15 protein-coding genes are annotated in these 15,201 nt (G+C 73.1%); 9 read left to right on the top strand and 6 right to left on the bottom strand.

The genetic code is table 11. From position 1 onward, the window contains the following. Positions 1-65: 65 nt before the first annotated feature. The 7 genes from ACK1X7_RS07035 to ACK1X7_RS07005 all read left to right on the top strand — a co-directional run bounded on the left by ACK1X7_RS07035 (position 66) and on the right by ACK1X7_RS07005 (position 8,887). Positions 66-1,496: an MFS transporter gene (locus ACK1X7_RS07035; RefSeq protein ID WP_385149286.1), complete on the top strand. Its 1,431-nt coding sequence runs from the start codon at positions 66-68 to the stop codon at positions 1,494-1,496. Positions 1,497-1,530: 34 nt separating this feature from the next. After that, complete coding sequence (gene asnB, locus ACK1X7_RS07030; protein ID WP_413114775.1) at positions 1,531-3,357, top strand: asparagine synthase (glutamine-hydrolyzing); 1,827 nt, start codon at positions 1,531-1,533, stop codon at positions 3,355-3,357. A gap of 12 nt (positions 3,358-3,369) precedes the next feature. Then, a complete protein-coding gene (locus ACK1X7_RS07025; RefSeq protein ID WP_413114774.1) occupies positions 3,370-4,626 on the top strand; it encodes a cytochrome P450 family protein in 1,257 nt (418 codons plus the stop codon). A 51-nt stretch (positions 4,627-4,677) separates the two neighbouring features. Further along, the gene (locus ACK1X7_RS07020) at positions 4,678-5,613 is read left to right on the top strand and encodes an L-tyrosine/L-tryptophan isonitrile synthase family protein (protein WP_398162030.1); all 936 of its coding nucleotides are present in this window, start codon (positions 4,678-4,680) and stop codon (positions 5,611-5,613) included. Positions 5,614-5,758: 145 nt separating this feature from the next. Beyond that, complete coding sequence (locus ACK1X7_RS07015) at positions 5,759-6,016, top strand: hypothetical protein (RefSeq protein ID WP_390795643.1); 258 nt, start codon at positions 5,759-5,761, stop codon at positions 6,014-6,016. Further along, on the top strand, positions 6,016-8,304 hold the full coding sequence (locus tag ACK1X7_RS07010; RefSeq protein ID WP_413114773.1) for a heavy metal translocating P-type ATPase: 2,289 nt from the start codon (positions 6,016-6,018) through the stop codon (positions 8,302-8,304). Before ACK1X7_RS07015 ends, ACK1X7_RS07010 begins: the two co-directional genes overlap by 1 nt. Before the next feature lie 70 nt (positions 8,305-8,374). Next, on the top strand, positions 8,375-8,887 hold the full coding sequence (locus tag ACK1X7_RS07005) for a copper chaperone PCu(A)C (RefSeq protein ID WP_413114772.1): 513 nt from the start codon (positions 8,375-8,377) through the stop codon (positions 8,885-8,887). A 136-nt stretch (positions 8,888-9,023) separates the two neighbouring features. On the opposite strand, the gene ACK1X7_RS07000 is transcribed toward ACK1X7_RS07005, so the two are convergent. From ACK1X7_RS07000 to ACK1X7_RS06980, 5 genes are all read right to left on the bottom strand, one after another. Next, positions 9,024-9,758, bottom strand: coding sequence for a GNAT family N-acetyltransferase (locus ACK1X7_RS07000; RefSeq protein ID WP_390795645.1), 735 nt, complete (start codon positions 9,756-9,758; stop codon positions 9,024-9,026). Positions 9,759-9,820: 62 nt separating this feature from the next. Then, on the bottom strand, positions 9,821-10,789 hold the full coding sequence (locus ACK1X7_RS06995; protein WP_413114771.1) for a pirin family protein: 969 nt from the start codon (positions 10,787-10,789) through the stop codon (positions 9,821-9,823). Then, entirely contained in the window at positions 10,786-11,475 is a 690-nt protein-coding gene (locus ACK1X7_RS06990; RefSeq protein ID WP_385149258.1) for a phosphatase PAP2 family protein, read from the bottom strand. The genes ACK1X7_RS06995 and ACK1X7_RS06990 overlap by 4 nt, the downstream gene beginning before the upstream one ends. Before the next feature lie 145 nt (positions 11,476-11,620). Continuing rightward, positions 11,621-12,556, bottom strand: a complete 936-nt coding sequence (locus ACK1X7_RS06985) for a M56 family metallopeptidase (protein ID WP_361505070.1) — start codon at positions 12,554-12,556, stop codon at positions 11,621-11,623. A gap of 109 nt (positions 12,557-12,665) precedes the next feature. Further along, positions 12,666-13,316, bottom strand: a complete 651-nt coding sequence (locus ACK1X7_RS06980; protein WP_385149255.1) for a DUF5134 domain-containing protein — start codon at positions 13,314-13,316, stop codon at positions 12,666-12,668. A 215-nt stretch (positions 13,317-13,531) separates the two neighbouring features. On the opposite strand from ACK1X7_RS06980, the gene ACK1X7_RS06975 reads away from it, so the two are divergent. Continuing rightward, complete coding sequence (locus ACK1X7_RS06975; protein ID WP_413114770.1) at positions 13,532-13,951, top strand: PPOX class F420-dependent oxidoreductase; 420 nt, start codon at positions 13,532-13,534, stop codon at positions 13,949-13,951. Positions 13,952-14,102: 151 nt separating this feature from the next. On the opposite strand, the gene ACK1X7_RS06970 is transcribed toward ACK1X7_RS06975, so the two are convergent. Next, positions 14,103-14,489: a VOC family protein gene (locus ACK1X7_RS06970; RefSeq protein WP_361505079.1), complete on the bottom strand. Its 387-nt coding sequence runs from the start codon at positions 14,487-14,489 to the stop codon at positions 14,103-14,105. A 141-nt stretch (positions 14,490-14,630) separates the two neighbouring features. Between ACK1X7_RS06970 and ACK1X7_RS06965 the strand changes: the two genes are divergently transcribed. Further along, positions 14,631-15,188 (top strand): GNAT family N-acetyltransferase, encoded by a 558-nt coding sequence (locus tag ACK1X7_RS06965; protein ID WP_385149249.1) that lies wholly within the window; start codon positions 14,631-14,633, stop codon positions 15,186-15,188. Positions 15,189-15,201 lie beyond the last annotated feature (13 nt).

The following is a 15,201-nucleotide window of genomic DNA, read 5'->3' as shown; positions in this document are numbered from 1 at the left end:
GCGGTTCGCCCGACTTCTAGAGCGAGGCCGTCGCCCGGCGGCCGACCTGCCAGAGGGAGGGGTGCATGACCGACGACGCGTCCGGTGCGGATCAGGCCGGGGACGTACCCGAGCGGCCGGCGGATCCACCCGAAGTCCATGACCGCTGGCTCCTGGTGGCCGTGGCGGGCGCGCTGGCGTTCGTGGCGATGCTCGACATGAACATCGTCAACGTGGCGCTCGCGGACATCTCCCAGGGCCTGCGGGTACCGGCGGCGACCGCCCAGTGGGCGGTACTCGGCTACCAACTCCCCGTCGTCGCCCTCCTGTTGCCTGTCGGCCGCTGGCTCGACGACGTGGGCACCCGCCCCGCGCTGCTGGTCGCCACCGGTGGCTTCGCGCTGTGCAGCGCGCTTGCCGCCGCGTCCCCCTGGGCGGCCTGGCTGATCGCCGCCCGGATCGGACAGGGCGCGTGCGGCGCGGTGCTGTTCGTGCTGATGCCGGTGCTGGCGCTCCGCTCGGTGCGGCCCGAGCTGCGCGGGCGGGCGATGAGCGTGCCCGCGACCCTCGGCCCCCTGGGCGCCGTCGCCGGACCGGCGGTCGGCGGTCTGCTCCTGGACCACCTGGGCTGGCGCTGGATCTTCCTGGTCAAGATCCCGTTCTGTCTGCTGGCGCTGGCCGTGGTGTGGCGGGCGATGCCCCGGGACGGCCGCCTGCGCGGCGCGGACCGGCGCTTCCTCGCCGACACCGCCCTGATAGCCACCGGTGTAACGATCCTCCTGCTCTCCCTGACCCTGGCCTCCGATACCCCCGCCTGGCTGCCGCTCGCCCTCGTCGCCGCACCGCCGCTGTGGTGGTGGCTGCGGGGTCCGGGCGGCCGTCCGGTGGCCGGTGTGCTGCGGGCGGCGGGACTGCTGCGGGCGCATGGCGCGGTGCTGGCGCTGGCGGTGGGTTTCGCCGCCATGCACTACGTGGTCGCCCTCCACCTCCAGCGTGACGAGGACGTCAGCGCGACCACCACCGGCCTGACGGTGCTCGCCTTCCCCCTCGGCATGGGGCTGGCGGGCCCGCTCGGCGGACGGCTCGCCGACCGGTACGGGGCCCGGCCCGTCGCGGTCACCGGCGCCGCGCTCACCACCGTCGGCCTGCTGCTGCTCGTCCCGCTGGGCGACGGCTGGTCCCCTCCCGACGTGGCCTGGCGGCTCGCCCTGGCCGGACTCGGCATGGGCCTGGCCGGCGGCCCGGCCCAGGCCCTGGTCATGGGGGCCGCCCCGCCGGACCGCGCCGCCACCGTCGGCTCGACCGTCCAACTCGCCCGCAGCCTCGGCTTCACCCTCGGACCGGCCCTGGCCACGGCGGCCTGGGGGATGGCGGGCCAGGACGACGGCGTACGGGCGGGGCTCGCCCTCGCCGCCCTCGCCGCCTGCCTCGCCGTACCGCTGCTCGCCCGGCCCGCCCGCGGTCCCGCGAACCGCACCGAGAAGACCACCGACGCGGCGCCCGCCGCACCCCGCTGAGCCACCGCCCCACCCTCACCGAGGAGTCGCACCCATGTGCGGAATCACCGGCTGGGTGTCCTTTCACCAGGACCCCCGCACCCAGGCCCCGGTCATCGAGGCCATGACCGCCACCCTGGCCCCGCGCGGCCCCGACGCGGCCGGAGTCTGGCTCGGCCCGCGCGCCGCGATCGGCCACCGCCGCCTGGCCGTCATCGACCTCGCCGGTGGCGTCCAGCCGATGACCGACCGGCCCGACGCCCCGACCACCGTGCTCACCTACAGCGGCGAGATCTACAACCACCATGAACTCCGCTCACAACTGAGCGGCCTGGGACACGAGTTCCGCACGCGCAGCGACACCGAGGTGGTGCTGTGCGGCTACGCCGAGTGGGGCGAGAAGGTGGCCGACCACCTGGACGGCATGTTCGCGTTCGCCGTCTGGGACGAGCGGGCCCAGCGGCTGCTCCTGGTCCGCGACCGGCTCGGCGTCAAGCCCCTCTTCTGGGCGGAGGTGGACGGCGGTCTGGCCTTCGCCTCCGAACCCAAGGCGCTCTTCGCCCATCCGGAGATACGGCCACGGGTGGACGCGGACGGGCTGCGCGAGGCGTACAGCCTGCTGTTCAACACCGGTCCGACGGTGTGGTCCGGCGTGCGGGAGGTCGAGCCCGGCGGTCTGCTCCTCCTGGACCGGGACGGCATCCGCGAGCGCCGCTACTGGCAGTTGGAGGCCGACGCCCACCCGGACGACCGGGACGCGACCATCGCCCGGGTGCACGACCTGGTGAGCGCCGCCGCCCGCGCCCAGCTCGAGGCCGACGTCCCCCTGTGCTCCCTGCTGTCGGGCGGCATCGACTCCACCGTCCTGACCGCCCTGCTCGCCGACGAACTGCGGCTGCGCGAGGGCCCGGGCGCGCGTATCCGCTCCTACGCCGTCGACTACAGCGACCAGGCCGAGAGCTTCACCGGTGATGTGCTGCGCACCGGCCACGACACCCCGTACGCCACCGAAGCGGGCGCGTTCCTCGGCACCGACCACAGCACGGTGGTACTGGACCCGCGTGCCCTGCTCGACCCCGAGCACCGCAGGGCCGTGGTCGTGGCCCGCGACTCGCCGATCGGCGTCGGCGACATGGACACCTCGCTCCACCTCCTCTTCGGGGAGATCCGGAAGCACTCCACGGTCGCCCTGTCCGGCGAGGCGGCCGACGAGGTCTTCGGCGGCTACCCCTGGTTCCACAACCCCAAGGCGCTCGCCACCGCCACCTTTCCCTGGCTGCTGGTGACCGGAGACGAGGCCGCGATGCCGCTCAACCCCGAACTGGACCTGCGCATCGGCGAGTTCCGGGACGACACCTATCGCACCGCCCTGGCCGCCGTACCGCACCTCGACGGCGAGACGCCCACCGAGCACCGGCAGCGCGAGATGCAGCACCTCTCGCTCACCCGCTGGCTGCGTCAACTCCTCCACCGCAAGGACCGGTTGAGCATGGCCCAGGGCCTGGAGGTGCGCGTCCCCTACTGCGATCACCGGCTTGTCGAGTACGCCTTCACCACCCCCTGGACCCTGAAGAACTTCGACGGCCGGGAGAAGAGCCTGCTGCGTGCGGCGGGCACCGGACTGGCCCCCGACTCGGTGCTGCACCGCCCCAAGAACCACTACCCGGCCACCCACCACCCCGACTACAACCGCGGCCTGCAGAACATGGCCCGCGACGCCCTCGCCGACGACACCGTCCGCTCCCTCGCCGACGAGACCCGCCTCAAACCCTGCCTCGACACCCCGCCCGGCCAACTGGAGTGGGGCCACCGCCTCCGCCTCGAACGCGTCGTCGACCTCGCCCTGTGGCTGGACCACTACCAGCCCGAACTCGCCCTCTGAGGAGCACCTTCCATGACCCTCCAGGAATCCGGGACGGCCCCCGAGGCCCTGCCCGAGCCCGTGCCGCTGATGGGCTGCCCCTACAAGAGCAACCCGTACCCCCTCTACGAGCGGATGCGCGAGACCGGCCCGGTGCACCGCGTCCGCTTTCCCAGCGGCGTACTCGCCTGGCTCGTCACCGGCTACGACGCCGCGCACTCCGCACTGGGCGACGAGCGCCTCGGCAAGAACCACGACCGGGGCAACGACCGCTGGCGCGCCCGCGCCTCGATCATGCCCGAGCCCCAGCACTCCCAGCTCCAGGTGCACCTCCTCCACCAGGACCCACCGACCCACACCCGCATGCGGCGCTTCGTCACCGACGCCTTCACCCCGCGCCGCATCGAGCAACTGAGGCCCCTCTTCCAGAAGCTGGCCGACACCCTCGTGGACGCCCTCCCGGAAACCGGCCCCGCGGACCTGGTCACCGGCTTCGCCGCCCGCTTCCCCTTCCAGGTCCTCGCCGAAGTCATCGGCCTGCCGGATGAGTTGGCGGCCCGCTTCGACCGCGACTGGGGCAAGGTCGTCCAGCCGGTCGGACCGGCCGACCCCGGACGCCCGCTGTACGAGGCCCGTCTGCACGGACTCCAGAGCTACATAGCCGAGGTCGTCGCCCATAAGCGCGAACACTGGGCGGACGACCTGCTCAGCCGCCTGGTCGTGGCCCATGACCGCCGCGAACTCTCCCAGGAGGAGCTGGACTCGATGATCTTCCAGCTCCTCGTGGCGGGCCAGGAACCGGTCACCAACCAGATCACCACCGCCCTGATCGCCCTCTTCCGCCACCCCGCCGAACTCGCCCGGCTGCGCGACAACCCGGAGCTGATGCCCCGCGCGGTCGACGAACTCCTCCGCTACGACAGCGCCTTCGAGCTGACCACCTGGCGCTTCTTCGACCAGGACAGCGACCTGCACGGCACCGAGGTCCCGGCCGGCGACTCGGTGATCATCTCCCTATGCGCCGCCAACCGCGACCCGCGCCGCTTCCCCGACCCCGACATCCTCGACCTCGACCGCTCGCCCAACCCCCACCTCGCCTTCGGCCACGGCATCCACTTCTGTCCCGGCGCGGCCCTGGCCCGCGCCGAACTCCAGATCGCGCTGGGCACCCTCCTGACCCGCCTCCCCGGAGCGCATCTGGCCATCGACGACGGAGACATCGAGTGGATCCCGGCCGTCCTCGGCCGGGGGACCAACCACCTGCCCGTCGGCTACGACCGACGCGTCTGACGCATGCCCCCATGCCCGCGTCGCGCACACCCTCACGGAGGAACCCACCTCATGCCGCTGACGACCGCACCGGACACCCGCTCCACGAGCGGCATGAGCGCCGCCATCCTGGACCTGCTGCTTCCGTACCACCGCACGACCGACCCCACGCCCACGGCGGCGGAGTCGTTCGCGCACCAGTTGCGCCAGATCGGCGGGTTCGTCCGCGCCGGAGAACCCGTGGTCCTCACCCTGCCCGGCTTCCCCTGCAAGTCGCCCAACCCCGCCAAGGTTCTCGGCCACCTCCCCGACCAGGGCGAACGCCTCTCCCTCGGCTTTCTGAACACCCTGTGCGAGGAGATCGAGCGGGTCCACCCGCCGGGCGCCCGCGTGATCATCTGCTCCGACGGCCATGTCTTCGGCGACCTGATCCGCGTCCCGGATGACCACATAGACGCCTACGCGGACGAACTCAGACGCCTCATACGGGAGTTGGCACTGCACCGCCTCTCCGTCTTCGACCTGCGCGACATCCTGGGCGACCTGCCCCACCACACCAAGCGCGCCCAGGTGCACGAGCGGTACGCCCCCACCCTGGAGGCGCTGCGAGCCGAGGTCCGCTCCGAGGACCACACCCTCGCCCTGTACCGGGGCATCACCCGGTTCCTCGTCGACGACACCGCCGACTTCACCGGCACCCGCTCCGCCCTCCAACGCGCATGCCGCACCCGTGCCTACGGCGTCATCCAGCGCAGCCGGGCCTGGGGCGACCTGATCGCCGAACACCACCCCGGCTCCGTACGGCTGTCCATCCACCCCCAGCCCATCGGCGCCGCCAAATTCGGCATCCGCCTCCTGGACGCCGCCGATGTCTGGACCACCCCCTGGCATTCGGCCGCCCTGCACCGCACCGACGGCACCTGGACGCTCATGCCCCGCGCCCGCGCGGAGCGGCTCGGCCGTCTCGTCCACCGTGACGGCAGACCGAGCCACTATGAACAGGGCTGAGCAGGTCAGGCGCTCGCCGGACGAGCCCGGTGTCATGACGCGCATCACAGCACGGCGCCGGAACTCGGCTGCCGGTCGTCCCGACTCCTCTACCGGTACGGCCGGATCCGCTGAAGCCGTACGGAGTGATTGGAAGTTTCCTCATATGGCGCAGCCCCGCCCATCTGCCCGCCGGACACCGGGTGCGTTCCTGTCCAGGGCATTGCCCCCGCCGGCGCTGTGCGGATTCCTGCTGCTGCTGGTGATGGTGTTCGCCGCCTCCTACGCCGTCGGCGCGGGCGCCGGGCCCGTCGCCCCCGGCATGCACGGCAGCAGCACGACAGACGGCGGCTCGGGAGACGGCCACGGCGGTGGCGGCATGGACATGGGCGGCATGGACACGGACCAGGGGAGTGGACGCTGATGGCCGACGAACCGACGGCCTTGGCCGCCATGACCGACCTCTCCATCGGCGGCATGACCTGCGCGGCCTGTGTGAAGCGTGTCGAGAAGAAGCTGGCCAGGCTGGACGGGGTCACGGCCACCGTGAACCTCGCCACCGGCCGGGCCCGGGTGAACCACCCGCCCGAGGTCGGCCCGGACCAGCTCATCGCCACCGTCGAGCAGGCCGGCTACACCGCCGCGCTGCCCGAGCCGCCCAGGAAGGAACGGAGCGAGGACGGGGACGCGGCGCAGGACGCCCGGCGGGAGCGCGACCGGCTGGTGGTCACGGCGTTGCTCGCGGTCCCGGTGCTGGTCGTGTCGATGGTTCCCGGTCTCCAGTTCCGCAACTGGCAGTGGCTGTGCTTCGTGCTCGCCGCCCCCGTCGTCGTCTGGGGAGCCTGGCCCTTCCACCTGCGGGCGGCGCGCGGCCTGCGCCACTCGGCGGCGACCATGGACACTCTGGTGTCGCTGGGTGTCGTGGCCTCCTTCGCCTGGTCCTCCTACGCGCTGTTCTTCGGCGGGGCCGGCGAACCCGGGATGCGGATGCCCTTCAGCCTGGTGCCCACCGCCTCGGACGGCGTGGCCCATGTCTATCTGGAAGCCGCCGTCGGCGTACCGCTGTTCGTCCTCGCCGGCCGCTTCCTGGAAACGCGGGCCCGGCGGGGGACCGGCGCGGCACTGCGCGCCCTGGCCCGGCTGGCCGCCAAGGAGGTATCGGTACGCGACGGCGACGGCGAGCGCCTGGTCCCGATCGAGGAACTGCGGGTCGGCCAGGTCTTCGTCGCCCGGCCCGGCGAGCGCCTGGCCACCGATGGCACGGTGGTGGAGGGCAGCTCGGCCGTCGATCTGTCCCTGGTCACCGGGGAGAGCGAGCCGGTGGAAGTCGGCCCCGGCACGCCCGTGACCGGCGGTGCCGTCAACGCGGGGGGCCTGCTCCTGGTACGGGCCACCGCGGTCGGCGCCGATACCCAACTGTCCCGGATCACCCGGCTGGTGACCGAGGCCCAGGCGGGCAAGGCACGGGCGCAGCGGCTCGCCGACAAGGCCGCGGGCGTCTTCGTCCCGGTCGTGCTCACCCTGGCCGTCACCGTCCTCGGATTCTGGCTCGGGGCCGGTGCCGAGCCACAGGCCGCGATCACCGCGAGCGTGGCCGTCCTGGTCGTGGCGTGCCCCTGCGCGCTGGGCCTGGCGACCCCCACCGCGCTGATGGCGGCGACCGGCCGGGGCGCCCAACTGGGCGTCCTGGTCAGCGGACCGCAGGCGCTGGAGGGGCTGCGGCACCTGGACGCCGTCGTACTGGACAAGACCGGCACCCTCACTTCCGGGCAGATGAGTGTCGCCCGGGTCACCGCCGTACCGGGCGGGCTCGGCGAGGAGGAACTGGTCCGGCTGGCGGGCGCGGTCGAACAGGGATCGGAACACCCGCTGGGGCGTGCCATCACCGCCCATGCCCGGCGCACCGTTCCCGGAAAGTCCCTCCCGGCCGTGGCCGACTTCGTCGCGCTGCCGGGCAAGGGCGTGCGCGGGCGGGTGGCGGACCGGCTGGTCGAAGTCCTGGCCCCGGACGACGCGTTGCCCCCGGTATTGGCTCAGGCGCTGTCGGCCTCCGAGACCGCCGCCCGTACACCGGTCGTGGTCCGCGTCGACGGCGAGACCGAGGCACTGATCGAGGTCGGTGATGTGCTGCGCCCGGGAAGCTACCGGGCCGTGGAGCGGCTCCGCCGCCTGGGCGTGCGACCGGTGCTCGCCACCGGCGACCGCGAGGCGCCCGCCCGCGCCGTCGCCACCGACCTCCGCATCGAGGAGGTGCACGCCCGGTGCACCCCGGAGGACAAGGCCGCCCTCGTCCGGGAGCTGCGGGAGCAGGGCTACCGGGTCGCCGTCGTCGGTGACGGGGTCAACGACGCGGCCGCCCTGGCCGGCGCCGACCTCGGCATCGCCATGGGCACGGGCACGGATGTGGCGATCGGGGCGGCCGATGTGACCCTGGTACGCGGTGACATCGAGACCCTGGCGGACGCGGTCCGCCTCGCCCGCAGTGCGCTCGCCACGATCCGCGTCAATCTGCTCTGGGCGTTCGGCTACAACGCCGTGACCGTACCGCTGGCCATGGTCGGCCTGCTCAACCCCATGCTCGCGGCGGCCGCGATGTCGGTCAGCTCGCTGCTGGTGGTCGGCAACAGCCTGCGGCTACGCGCCTGGCAGCCGTCGCCGGCCGGCCACCGCCCTTCCCGGCCCGCCGCACCTGCCGCGCGGAAGCCACTGTGACGCCCCTGTACGCCGCCGCTGGGCGACCCGCCCGCAGCAGCGACCCGACACCAAGGTGGAGATCCGCCCGATGACGACCCTCTCCTGGACGCCCACCCGCCGTCGCCTCACGGATACCCTGCGGGCCGCGGCCGCTCCGTTCTGCGCCTGTGTCCTCGCGCTGGGCGGCCTCGCCACGTGGACCGCCTCGGGCAACGCGGGCAGCCCCCCGCGTATCGGCGTCACCGACGCACAGCTCTTCCTCCCCGCCCCGGGAGTGCCCCGGACCGCCGCGTTCTTCCGCATCACCAACACGGGCGGTGCGCAGGACCGGTTGGTCGAGGTGACCTCCTCCGCCGTCGCCGAGGAGATCTCGCTCAGCCGTCACCGGATGACCGGGCGGGGAACCGGCTCCCGGCAACTCGCGGACTCCCTGCCGGTTCCGGCGGGCGGCACGCTCGACATGTCACCGTTCACCAGCGATGTGACCGTCCCGGCCACGGCCCGCTGGCGGCCCGGAGACCTGGTGCCCTTCACCCTCCGCTTCGAACACAGCGGACGTGTCGAGACCATCGCCGTCGTCGTACGCCCCGGCGATCGGTGAGCACGCCCGGGCCGCCCCCGGCTCGGCACGCTGGTGAGTCCGGTGTCGGCCAGTGACTCCGGGGACCCTGGCGCCCCCTTGTCGGGGGCCGGTCCGGAACGCGTCCCGGCGGCCCCCGGCCGCCGTGGCGTGAGCGCTACGAACTGACCGGGGTGCGGAACCCGCGAAACGTCACCGGCTTGCGGGCCTCGAAGCCCAGCCGTTCGTAGAGCGCGATGGCGGCGGTGTTGGTGTCGGCCACATGCAGGAAGGGGCGCTCGTCCCGGGACACGATGCGCCCGGCGAGCGCACTGACCAGGCGGGCGGCGTACCCTCGCCCACGGGCCTCGGGGGCGGTGCAGACCGCGCTGATCTCGGTCCAGCCCGGGGGCCGCAGCCGTTCCCCGGCCATCGCCACCAGCGTGTCCTTGTCGCGTATGCCGAGGTAGGTGCCGAGTTCGAGGGTGCGCGCCCAGAACGGCCCCGGCTGCGTCCGCCCGGCCAGGTCGAGCATCTCGGGCACATCGCCCGGGCCCAGCTCGACCATGCCGGCCCTTGCCTCGACCATGCCGGTCCTTGCCTCGGCCTGGGAAGGGACGCGCGAGCCGGGGCCCGGCCAGATCATCTGGCGTCCTTCGAGGACGAAGACAGATTCCCAGTGCGACGGCGGGATCGACGGGCAGTCGAACAGGTCTGCGAACTCGCCCTGCCCCAGCAGCCGGGTGAGATCGGCCCACTCCGCCGGTCCCGCCCCGGCGGGCACCGCCGAGAAGGTCGCCACTCCCGGCAGGTAGGTGACGGCCCCGCCGTGTCCGCGGGCGAGATGCGCGTGGTGGCCGCGGAGTGACGCGCCCACCGGATCGTCGAGTACGACAGCGTTGCCGCCCGCCATGGTGCAGTGCCTTTCGTCTGGGGCCCGTCTGCCCGCCTGCCTGCCTGCTTGCCGCGCGAGGGTCAGCGTGTGCGGCCGCGGGGTTTGAGGGGCACGGGCGGGAGCTCCGGGGCAGGGAGTGGGTCACCGTCGTAGCCGTGCACCGTGCCGAAGCGGGTGCCCGCCGCCCAGTCCTCGCGCGCCCGGGTGATCTCATCGTGGGAGCGCCCGATGAAGTTCCACCACATCACGATCTTCTCCTCGAAGGGCTCCCCGCCCAGCAGCATGAACGCGCTGTCCACATCCGCGCGCAGCGGCAGTTCGGTGCGCCCGCAGCCGAGGTAGAGGAGGGAGCCGGGGGCGAGGCGGACCCCGTCGACCTCGGCCTCGCCGGACATGGTGAGCGCCGCGTACTCGAAGTCGGGCCGCACCGGCAGCCGGGTGTCGGTACCGGCGGCGAGGGCGATGTCCGCGCCCATCAGCGGGGTGAACGTGGTGCCGGGCGAGGCCGCGCCGTCCAGTTCGCCGAGGATGACCGTCGCCCGCAGCCCTCCGCCACCGGACACCCGGGGCAGCTCGGCGTGGTGCTCCCACATGGGGGCGATATGGCGGTCGCCGTCGGGCAACGCGACCCATAGCTGTGCCCCGTGCAGCAGGCGGGCGTGCTCGCGCGGGGACTCCTCGGAGTGCGCGATGGCCCGGCCCGAGGTCATCAGCCCCAATTCGCCGGGGCGCACGGTTTGCAGGCTGCCGACGCTGTCGCGGTGCAGCACCTCGCCGTCGTGCAGCCAGCTCACCGTCTGCAGCCCCATATGCGGATGCGGAGGGACCTGCATGCCCGGCTCCTGGGCGATGTCGTCCGGGCCGTAGTGGTCGATGAAGCACCAGGCGCCGACCATGCGCCGCCCGAAGCTGGGCAGCAGCCGGCGCACCATCGTGGATTCGCCCAGCGCGACCTGTTTGGCGGCCAGCAGTTCGCGAACCGGCTGGGCGGTGACGTCATCGCGGCCGCCGCATACGGTCGCCGCGGGCCTCACATCGAGATTGCTCATGACCGCACTCTCCCATCAGGGGATGACTCACGCTCACTCGTATGGCTCTGGGCGTAGCCGTACGCGGCGATCGCCCCGCACACCAGCGCCGTGCCCAGCAGCCAGCCGCCCAGCACATCGCTGGGCCAATGGACGCCCAGATACAGGCGGGTGAAGCCGACACCCAGCACGGACACCGCTGCGACGGCGGCCATGAGCCGCAGCCACTTCGGCGGAGCGCCGTGCAGTGTCATCAGCCACAGCAGCAGCCCGAAGGTGACGGTCACGGTCAGGGCGTGGCCGGAGGGGAACGCCGCGTAATGCGCCGTATCCACTGGATCCGGCCACCGGGGGCGCTCGCGGTCGACGGCGGCCTTCACCGCCTGCTGGAGCGCCGTGCCCACCGCCGCCGTGACGGCGACCCACAGGGCGAGCCGCCGCTCCCGGCGCCACAGCAGCCACCCCACGGCCACGGCCAGCAGCGCACGCATCGTCCAGGGGTCCCAGATCCAGTCCGTGAGCACTCTGTTGGCCCGGGTCCAGCCGTGATGCTCCACGGCGGAGCGGTGCAGGGCGACGACGATCTCCCGGTCGACGCTCCCCAGGGGCCCCCAACGGGCGGCCACCAGGGCGAGCAGCACCAGGAAGAGCGCGGTGAACACGGCCGCGGTGCGGGCGGCTCGGCGGTGGAGGGTTGCCGACTGCATGGGTCGATGATCGCCGACGGGCGGGCCTCGGAGCCAGGGGCCCCTGTGACAGCTCCGGGGCCAGAAGGCGTCTGCGACAGCTTCGGGGCCAGGCGGCCCTTGTGACTGACGGCCGCCGGGGCCAGTAGCCGCGTGCCGCGAACGGCTACCCCAGCACCCGCAGCGCCGGGACGAGCGTGACCAGGAGTGGGACGGCCGGGACGAGCGCCGCGGTGGCCGTGAGGCGCCAGCGGCGCCCCACCGAGAGGCGGGAGGCCGGTGCCAGCAGCCGGTCCACCCGCTGCGGGACCTGGGCGAGCGCGCTGGGGCTGGGGCCGAACACCCCACGGTCCTCGTTGAGTTCGACCAGCGCGAGCGCGGTGGTCGTCCGCCCGAAGCGCCGGGACGCGGAGTCGTCGGCGGCCAGTTCGACCAGCCGGTGCACCTCGTCGCGGAACGCCGCGAACATGGTCACCTGCGGAAAGCCGCTGGCCAGCGCGCCCGAGCAGTGCAGCAGCCAGTGGTGGCGGGCGCGGGCGTGGCCCTGCTCATGGGCGATGACGGCGTCCAGCCGACGGCCCTTGAGGCGGCGCAGCGCCGCCGTGGTGATGACGAGCTGAGGTGTGGTGCCCGGCAGCAACCAGGCGTCCGGCTTGTCGCCCTCCAGGACGACCAGACGCTCCCCGCTGGGCTCCTCGCCGGGCAAGACGGGGGAGCGGACGAGGAGTTCGGCGCGGTGCTGCCTGCGCCAGGCTCGGGCGCGGCCGATCTCGCGGGTGAGCATCACCGCGCTCCAGACGGCCCCGAGGGCGAGCACAAGGGCGACGGGCGCGGCCAGCGGCCCGTAGCCGGAGAGCGCGTACGCCTCCACCACGCTCTTGGGCGCGGGGGCGAAGACATTGCCGCGCACGGCCTCCCAGGCGGCCGCGGCGGTGAGCGCCATGGTCAGCGCGCAGCACAACAGCACCCCGACGACCACGCACTGCCACACCCACAGGGCGAGGACAGGTTCGCGGTCGATCCAGTCGGAGCGGGACAGCAGGCGCGGCGCCATTGCCGCCGCCAGTGCGCCGAGGCCCATCAGCGCGAACGGGACCAACATGGCGGTCACCCTATGATCGCGAAGCTCGGACCGGGTACGTTCACGACGGGGAAGTGACGCATACCACGGTGCGGCCACGGGCGCGGCTACGGCCGGGCCCGCCGCCCTCTCACAGGGCCAGGAGCATCGCGAACATCCCTATCCCCATCGACAGCCGGCAGGCATGCCGCAGCTCGGGCCGCCGTGACCAGCCGATACCGGACGAGCCCGCCCCCGCGCGGGCCCCGGCGCCCGCCCCCGCACCGTCCACGGCTCTGGTCCCCGCGCCGTCCAGTGCGCCGTCCGTCATCGGTACGAGCCGCAGCCCGGACCGTACGACGTAGACCGCGAAGTACACGAGCAGCAGCCCGGTCAGCAGCGGCACCCCGCCCGCCATCCGGCCCGGTGCCATCTGGCCGGTGTGATGGTGGCCGCCCGTGGTGCCCGTCATCATCGCGAGCGCCATATAGACCATCGCCAGCGCCCCGATGGCGTGATGCAGACGGTGCCCCGGAAAGCCCGCGCCGCGCACCATCGGCAGCAGAGCCCTTACGGCGGCCACGGCGAAGACCGCCGCGAACGCGGGCGGACCCCATGGCCGGGTGTCCAGCACGGTGGAGGGCACCGCCATCGCCGCCATCCCCCACCCCATCAGTGCCTCGGCGCCAGCTATCCGCCGCCCCGGCCCGGGCGGCTCACCGCGCATCTGAAGCAGACAGTAGGCACCCGTGGCCGCGCACAGCGCGACCAGCAGCCAGCCGACGAGCGGAGCTCCGTGCACGGCACACCTCCCGAAGGGGGACGTAATACCAGGAGACATCCCCTGCCGCGGCCCCACACATGGGAGCGCATGGGCGCAGTGGGGGAGCGCGAAGCGCGCGGTGTGGCAAGGGGCGCGCGGCGCGGTATGGCACCGTGAGAGTCGCGGCCCGTGGATCAAGCAGGCCCCCGCCGCACCACGGGTCGTGAACAGCCGTTCTACGAGGAGGAGAGCCCGTGTCGAATCCACCGCTTCCCGAGACCGCGGTCGCCATGCTCGAGAAGCCCAACCCGGCCGTGATCGCGACGATCCGGTCCGACGGCCAGCCGGTGTCCACCGCCACCTGGTACCTCTGGGACGACGGCCGGGTCCTGGTCAACATGGACGAGGGCCGCAAGCGGCTGGGCCATATCCGCAACGACCCCAGGGTCACGCTCACCGTGATCGACGAGGCGAACTGGTACAACCACATCAGCCTCATCGGCCGGGTCGTCGAGCTCAAGAAGGACGAGGACCTGTCCGGAATCGATCGGCTGTCCCGGCAATACCTCGGCAAGGACTACCCGCAGCGGGACCGCGGCCGGGTCAGCGCCTGGATCGAGATCGACCGCTGGCACGGCTGGGGCGAGCAGAAGGAGAACAGCCAGCCCGGCTGATCCCCCGGAACCGCCCGCCGTCCGCCCCGCCACCCTCGGCCACCGCGAGCCGGGGCGGGCGGGCGGACGGCTCGGGCGCCGGGGCGGCCGAGCGGCGGCAGGGTGCCCGGCCGCCGTCGGGCGATGGGTGCGTAAAGGCTTGCGGACGGCGTCAGGGCCGGTAGCGCATCGGATGGTCCTCGGGGACCTCCACGACCGCGATCCGCACACCGTCCGGATCCGCGATCCACATCTCCACCAGCCCCCACGGCTCCTTCTTCGGCGGGCGCAGCACCTCGACCCCCTGCGCGGTGAGCTCCTTGTGCGCCGCCGCCGCGTCCGCGACCTGGAGCCAGAGCTGGAGGCCCGGGGCGGGCGGGGTCTCGGAGCGGCCGGAGACCTCCAGGAAGCCCCCGCCGAGGAAGTAGACCGTGCCCCGCTCGGGGCCCGTCCCGAACTCCCGGAAGACCGCGAGACCCAGCGCCTCGCCGTAGAACGCCCGGGAGCGCTCGGGGTCCGTCGGCCGCAGCAGAATGCGGCTGCTCAGTACGTGAACCATGCCGCGACCTTACGCAACCCGACCCGCCTGGGGCAGGTTAAGGTCACTTTGCCGCCACCACCGCCGACCGCCCCCACCCTCGCCGACCGCCCCCACCCTCGCCAATGGACCCCCACCCCCCGAAGGGACCCTGCCGACGCCATGGACACCGCGGACGCCACCGTACGAGCCACCGCCCCGCTCACCTTCCGCCCGGCCACCGAGGCCGATGTGGAGGCGCTGGTGCCCCTGATCGAGTCCGCCTACCGCGGGGACGCCAGCCGCGCCGGATGGACCACGGAGGCGGACCTCCTGGACGGGCGGCGCACCGACCCGGAGGGTGTCGCGGCCGTGGTGCGGGACGAGAACAGCCGCATGGTGATCGTCGAGCGGGGTGGTGAGCTGATCGCCTGCTGCCAGCTCGAGCACCGCGGCGAGCACGCCTACTTCGGCATGTTCGCGGTCCGGCCCGCGCTCCAGGGCGGGGGACTGGGCAAGGCGATCCTCGCCGAGGCCGAGCGGTTCGTACGGGCGGAGTGGGGTGCGACGCAGATGCATATGACGGTGATCACCGCCCGTGAGGAGCTGATCGCCTGGTACGAGCGGCGCGGCTACGCCCGTACCGGCAAGCTGACCCCGTTCCCGTACGGCGATGAGCGGGTCGGCGTGCCGCGCCGTGCCGACCTCGAGTTCGAGCTGCTGGTCAAGCCCCTCGACTGAGCGCCGCTTACGC

This window comes from Streptomyces sp. CY-1 (genome assembly GCF_047218265.1).
Lineage (GTDB): Bacteria > Actinomycetota > Actinomycetes > Streptomycetales > Streptomycetaceae > Streptomyces > Streptomyces niphimycinicus.
This window is presented reverse-complemented; position numbering and strand designations above follow the sequence as displayed.

Bases quoted from the DNA above. Each gene is read 5' to 3' on its own strand.
- ACK1X7_RS06965 (WP_385149249.1), top strand. From the start codon at position 14,631: ATGGACACCGCGGACGCCACCGTACGAGCCACCGCCCCGCTCACCTTC.
- ACK1X7_RS06990 (WP_385149258.1), bottom strand. From the start codon at position 11,475: ATGCAGTCGGCAACCCTCCACCGCCGAGCCGCCCGCACCGCGGCCGTG.
- ACK1X7_RS07025 (WP_413114774.1), top strand. From the start codon at position 3,370: ATGACCCTCCAGGAATCCGGGACGGCCCCCGAGGCCCTGCCCGAGCCC.
- ACK1X7_RS07010 (WP_413114773.1), top strand. From the start codon at position 6,016: ATGGCCGACGAACCGACGGCCTTGGCCGCCATGACCGACCTCTCCATC.
- ACK1X7_RS07035 (WP_385149286.1), top strand. From the start codon at position 66: ATGACCGACGACGCGTCCGGTGCGGATCAGGCCGGGGACGTACCCGAG.
- ACK1X7_RS06995 (WP_413114771.1), bottom strand. From the start codon at position 10,789: ATGAGCAATCTCGATGTGAGGCCCGCGGCGACCGTATGCGGCGGCCGC.
- ACK1X7_RS07020 (WP_398162030.1), top strand. From the start codon at position 4,678: ATGCCGCTGACGACCGCACCGGACACCCGCTCCACGAGCGGCATGAGC.
- ACK1X7_RS07005 (WP_413114772.1), top strand. From the start codon at position 8,375: ATGACGACCCTCTCCTGGACGCCCACCCGCCGTCGCCTCACGGATACC.
- ACK1X7_RS06985 (WP_361505070.1), bottom strand. From the start codon at position 12,556: ATGTTGGTCCCGTTCGCGCTGATGGGCCTCGGCGCACTGGCGGCGGCA.
- ACK1X7_RS06970 (WP_361505079.1), bottom strand. From the start codon at position 14,489: ATGGTTCACGTACTGAGCAGCCGCATTCTGCTGCGGCCGACGGACCCC.
- ACK1X7_RS07015 (WP_390795643.1), top strand. From the start codon at position 5,759: ATGGCGCAGCCCCGCCCATCTGCCCGCCGGACACCGGGTGCGTTCCTG.
- ACK1X7_RS07000 (WP_390795645.1), bottom strand. From the start codon at position 9,758: ATGGCGGGCGGCAACGCTGTCGTACTCGACGATCCGGTGGGCGCGTCA.
- asnB (WP_413114775.1), top strand. From the start codon at position 1,531: ATGTGCGGAATCACCGGCTGGGTGTCCTTTCACCAGGACCCCCGCACC.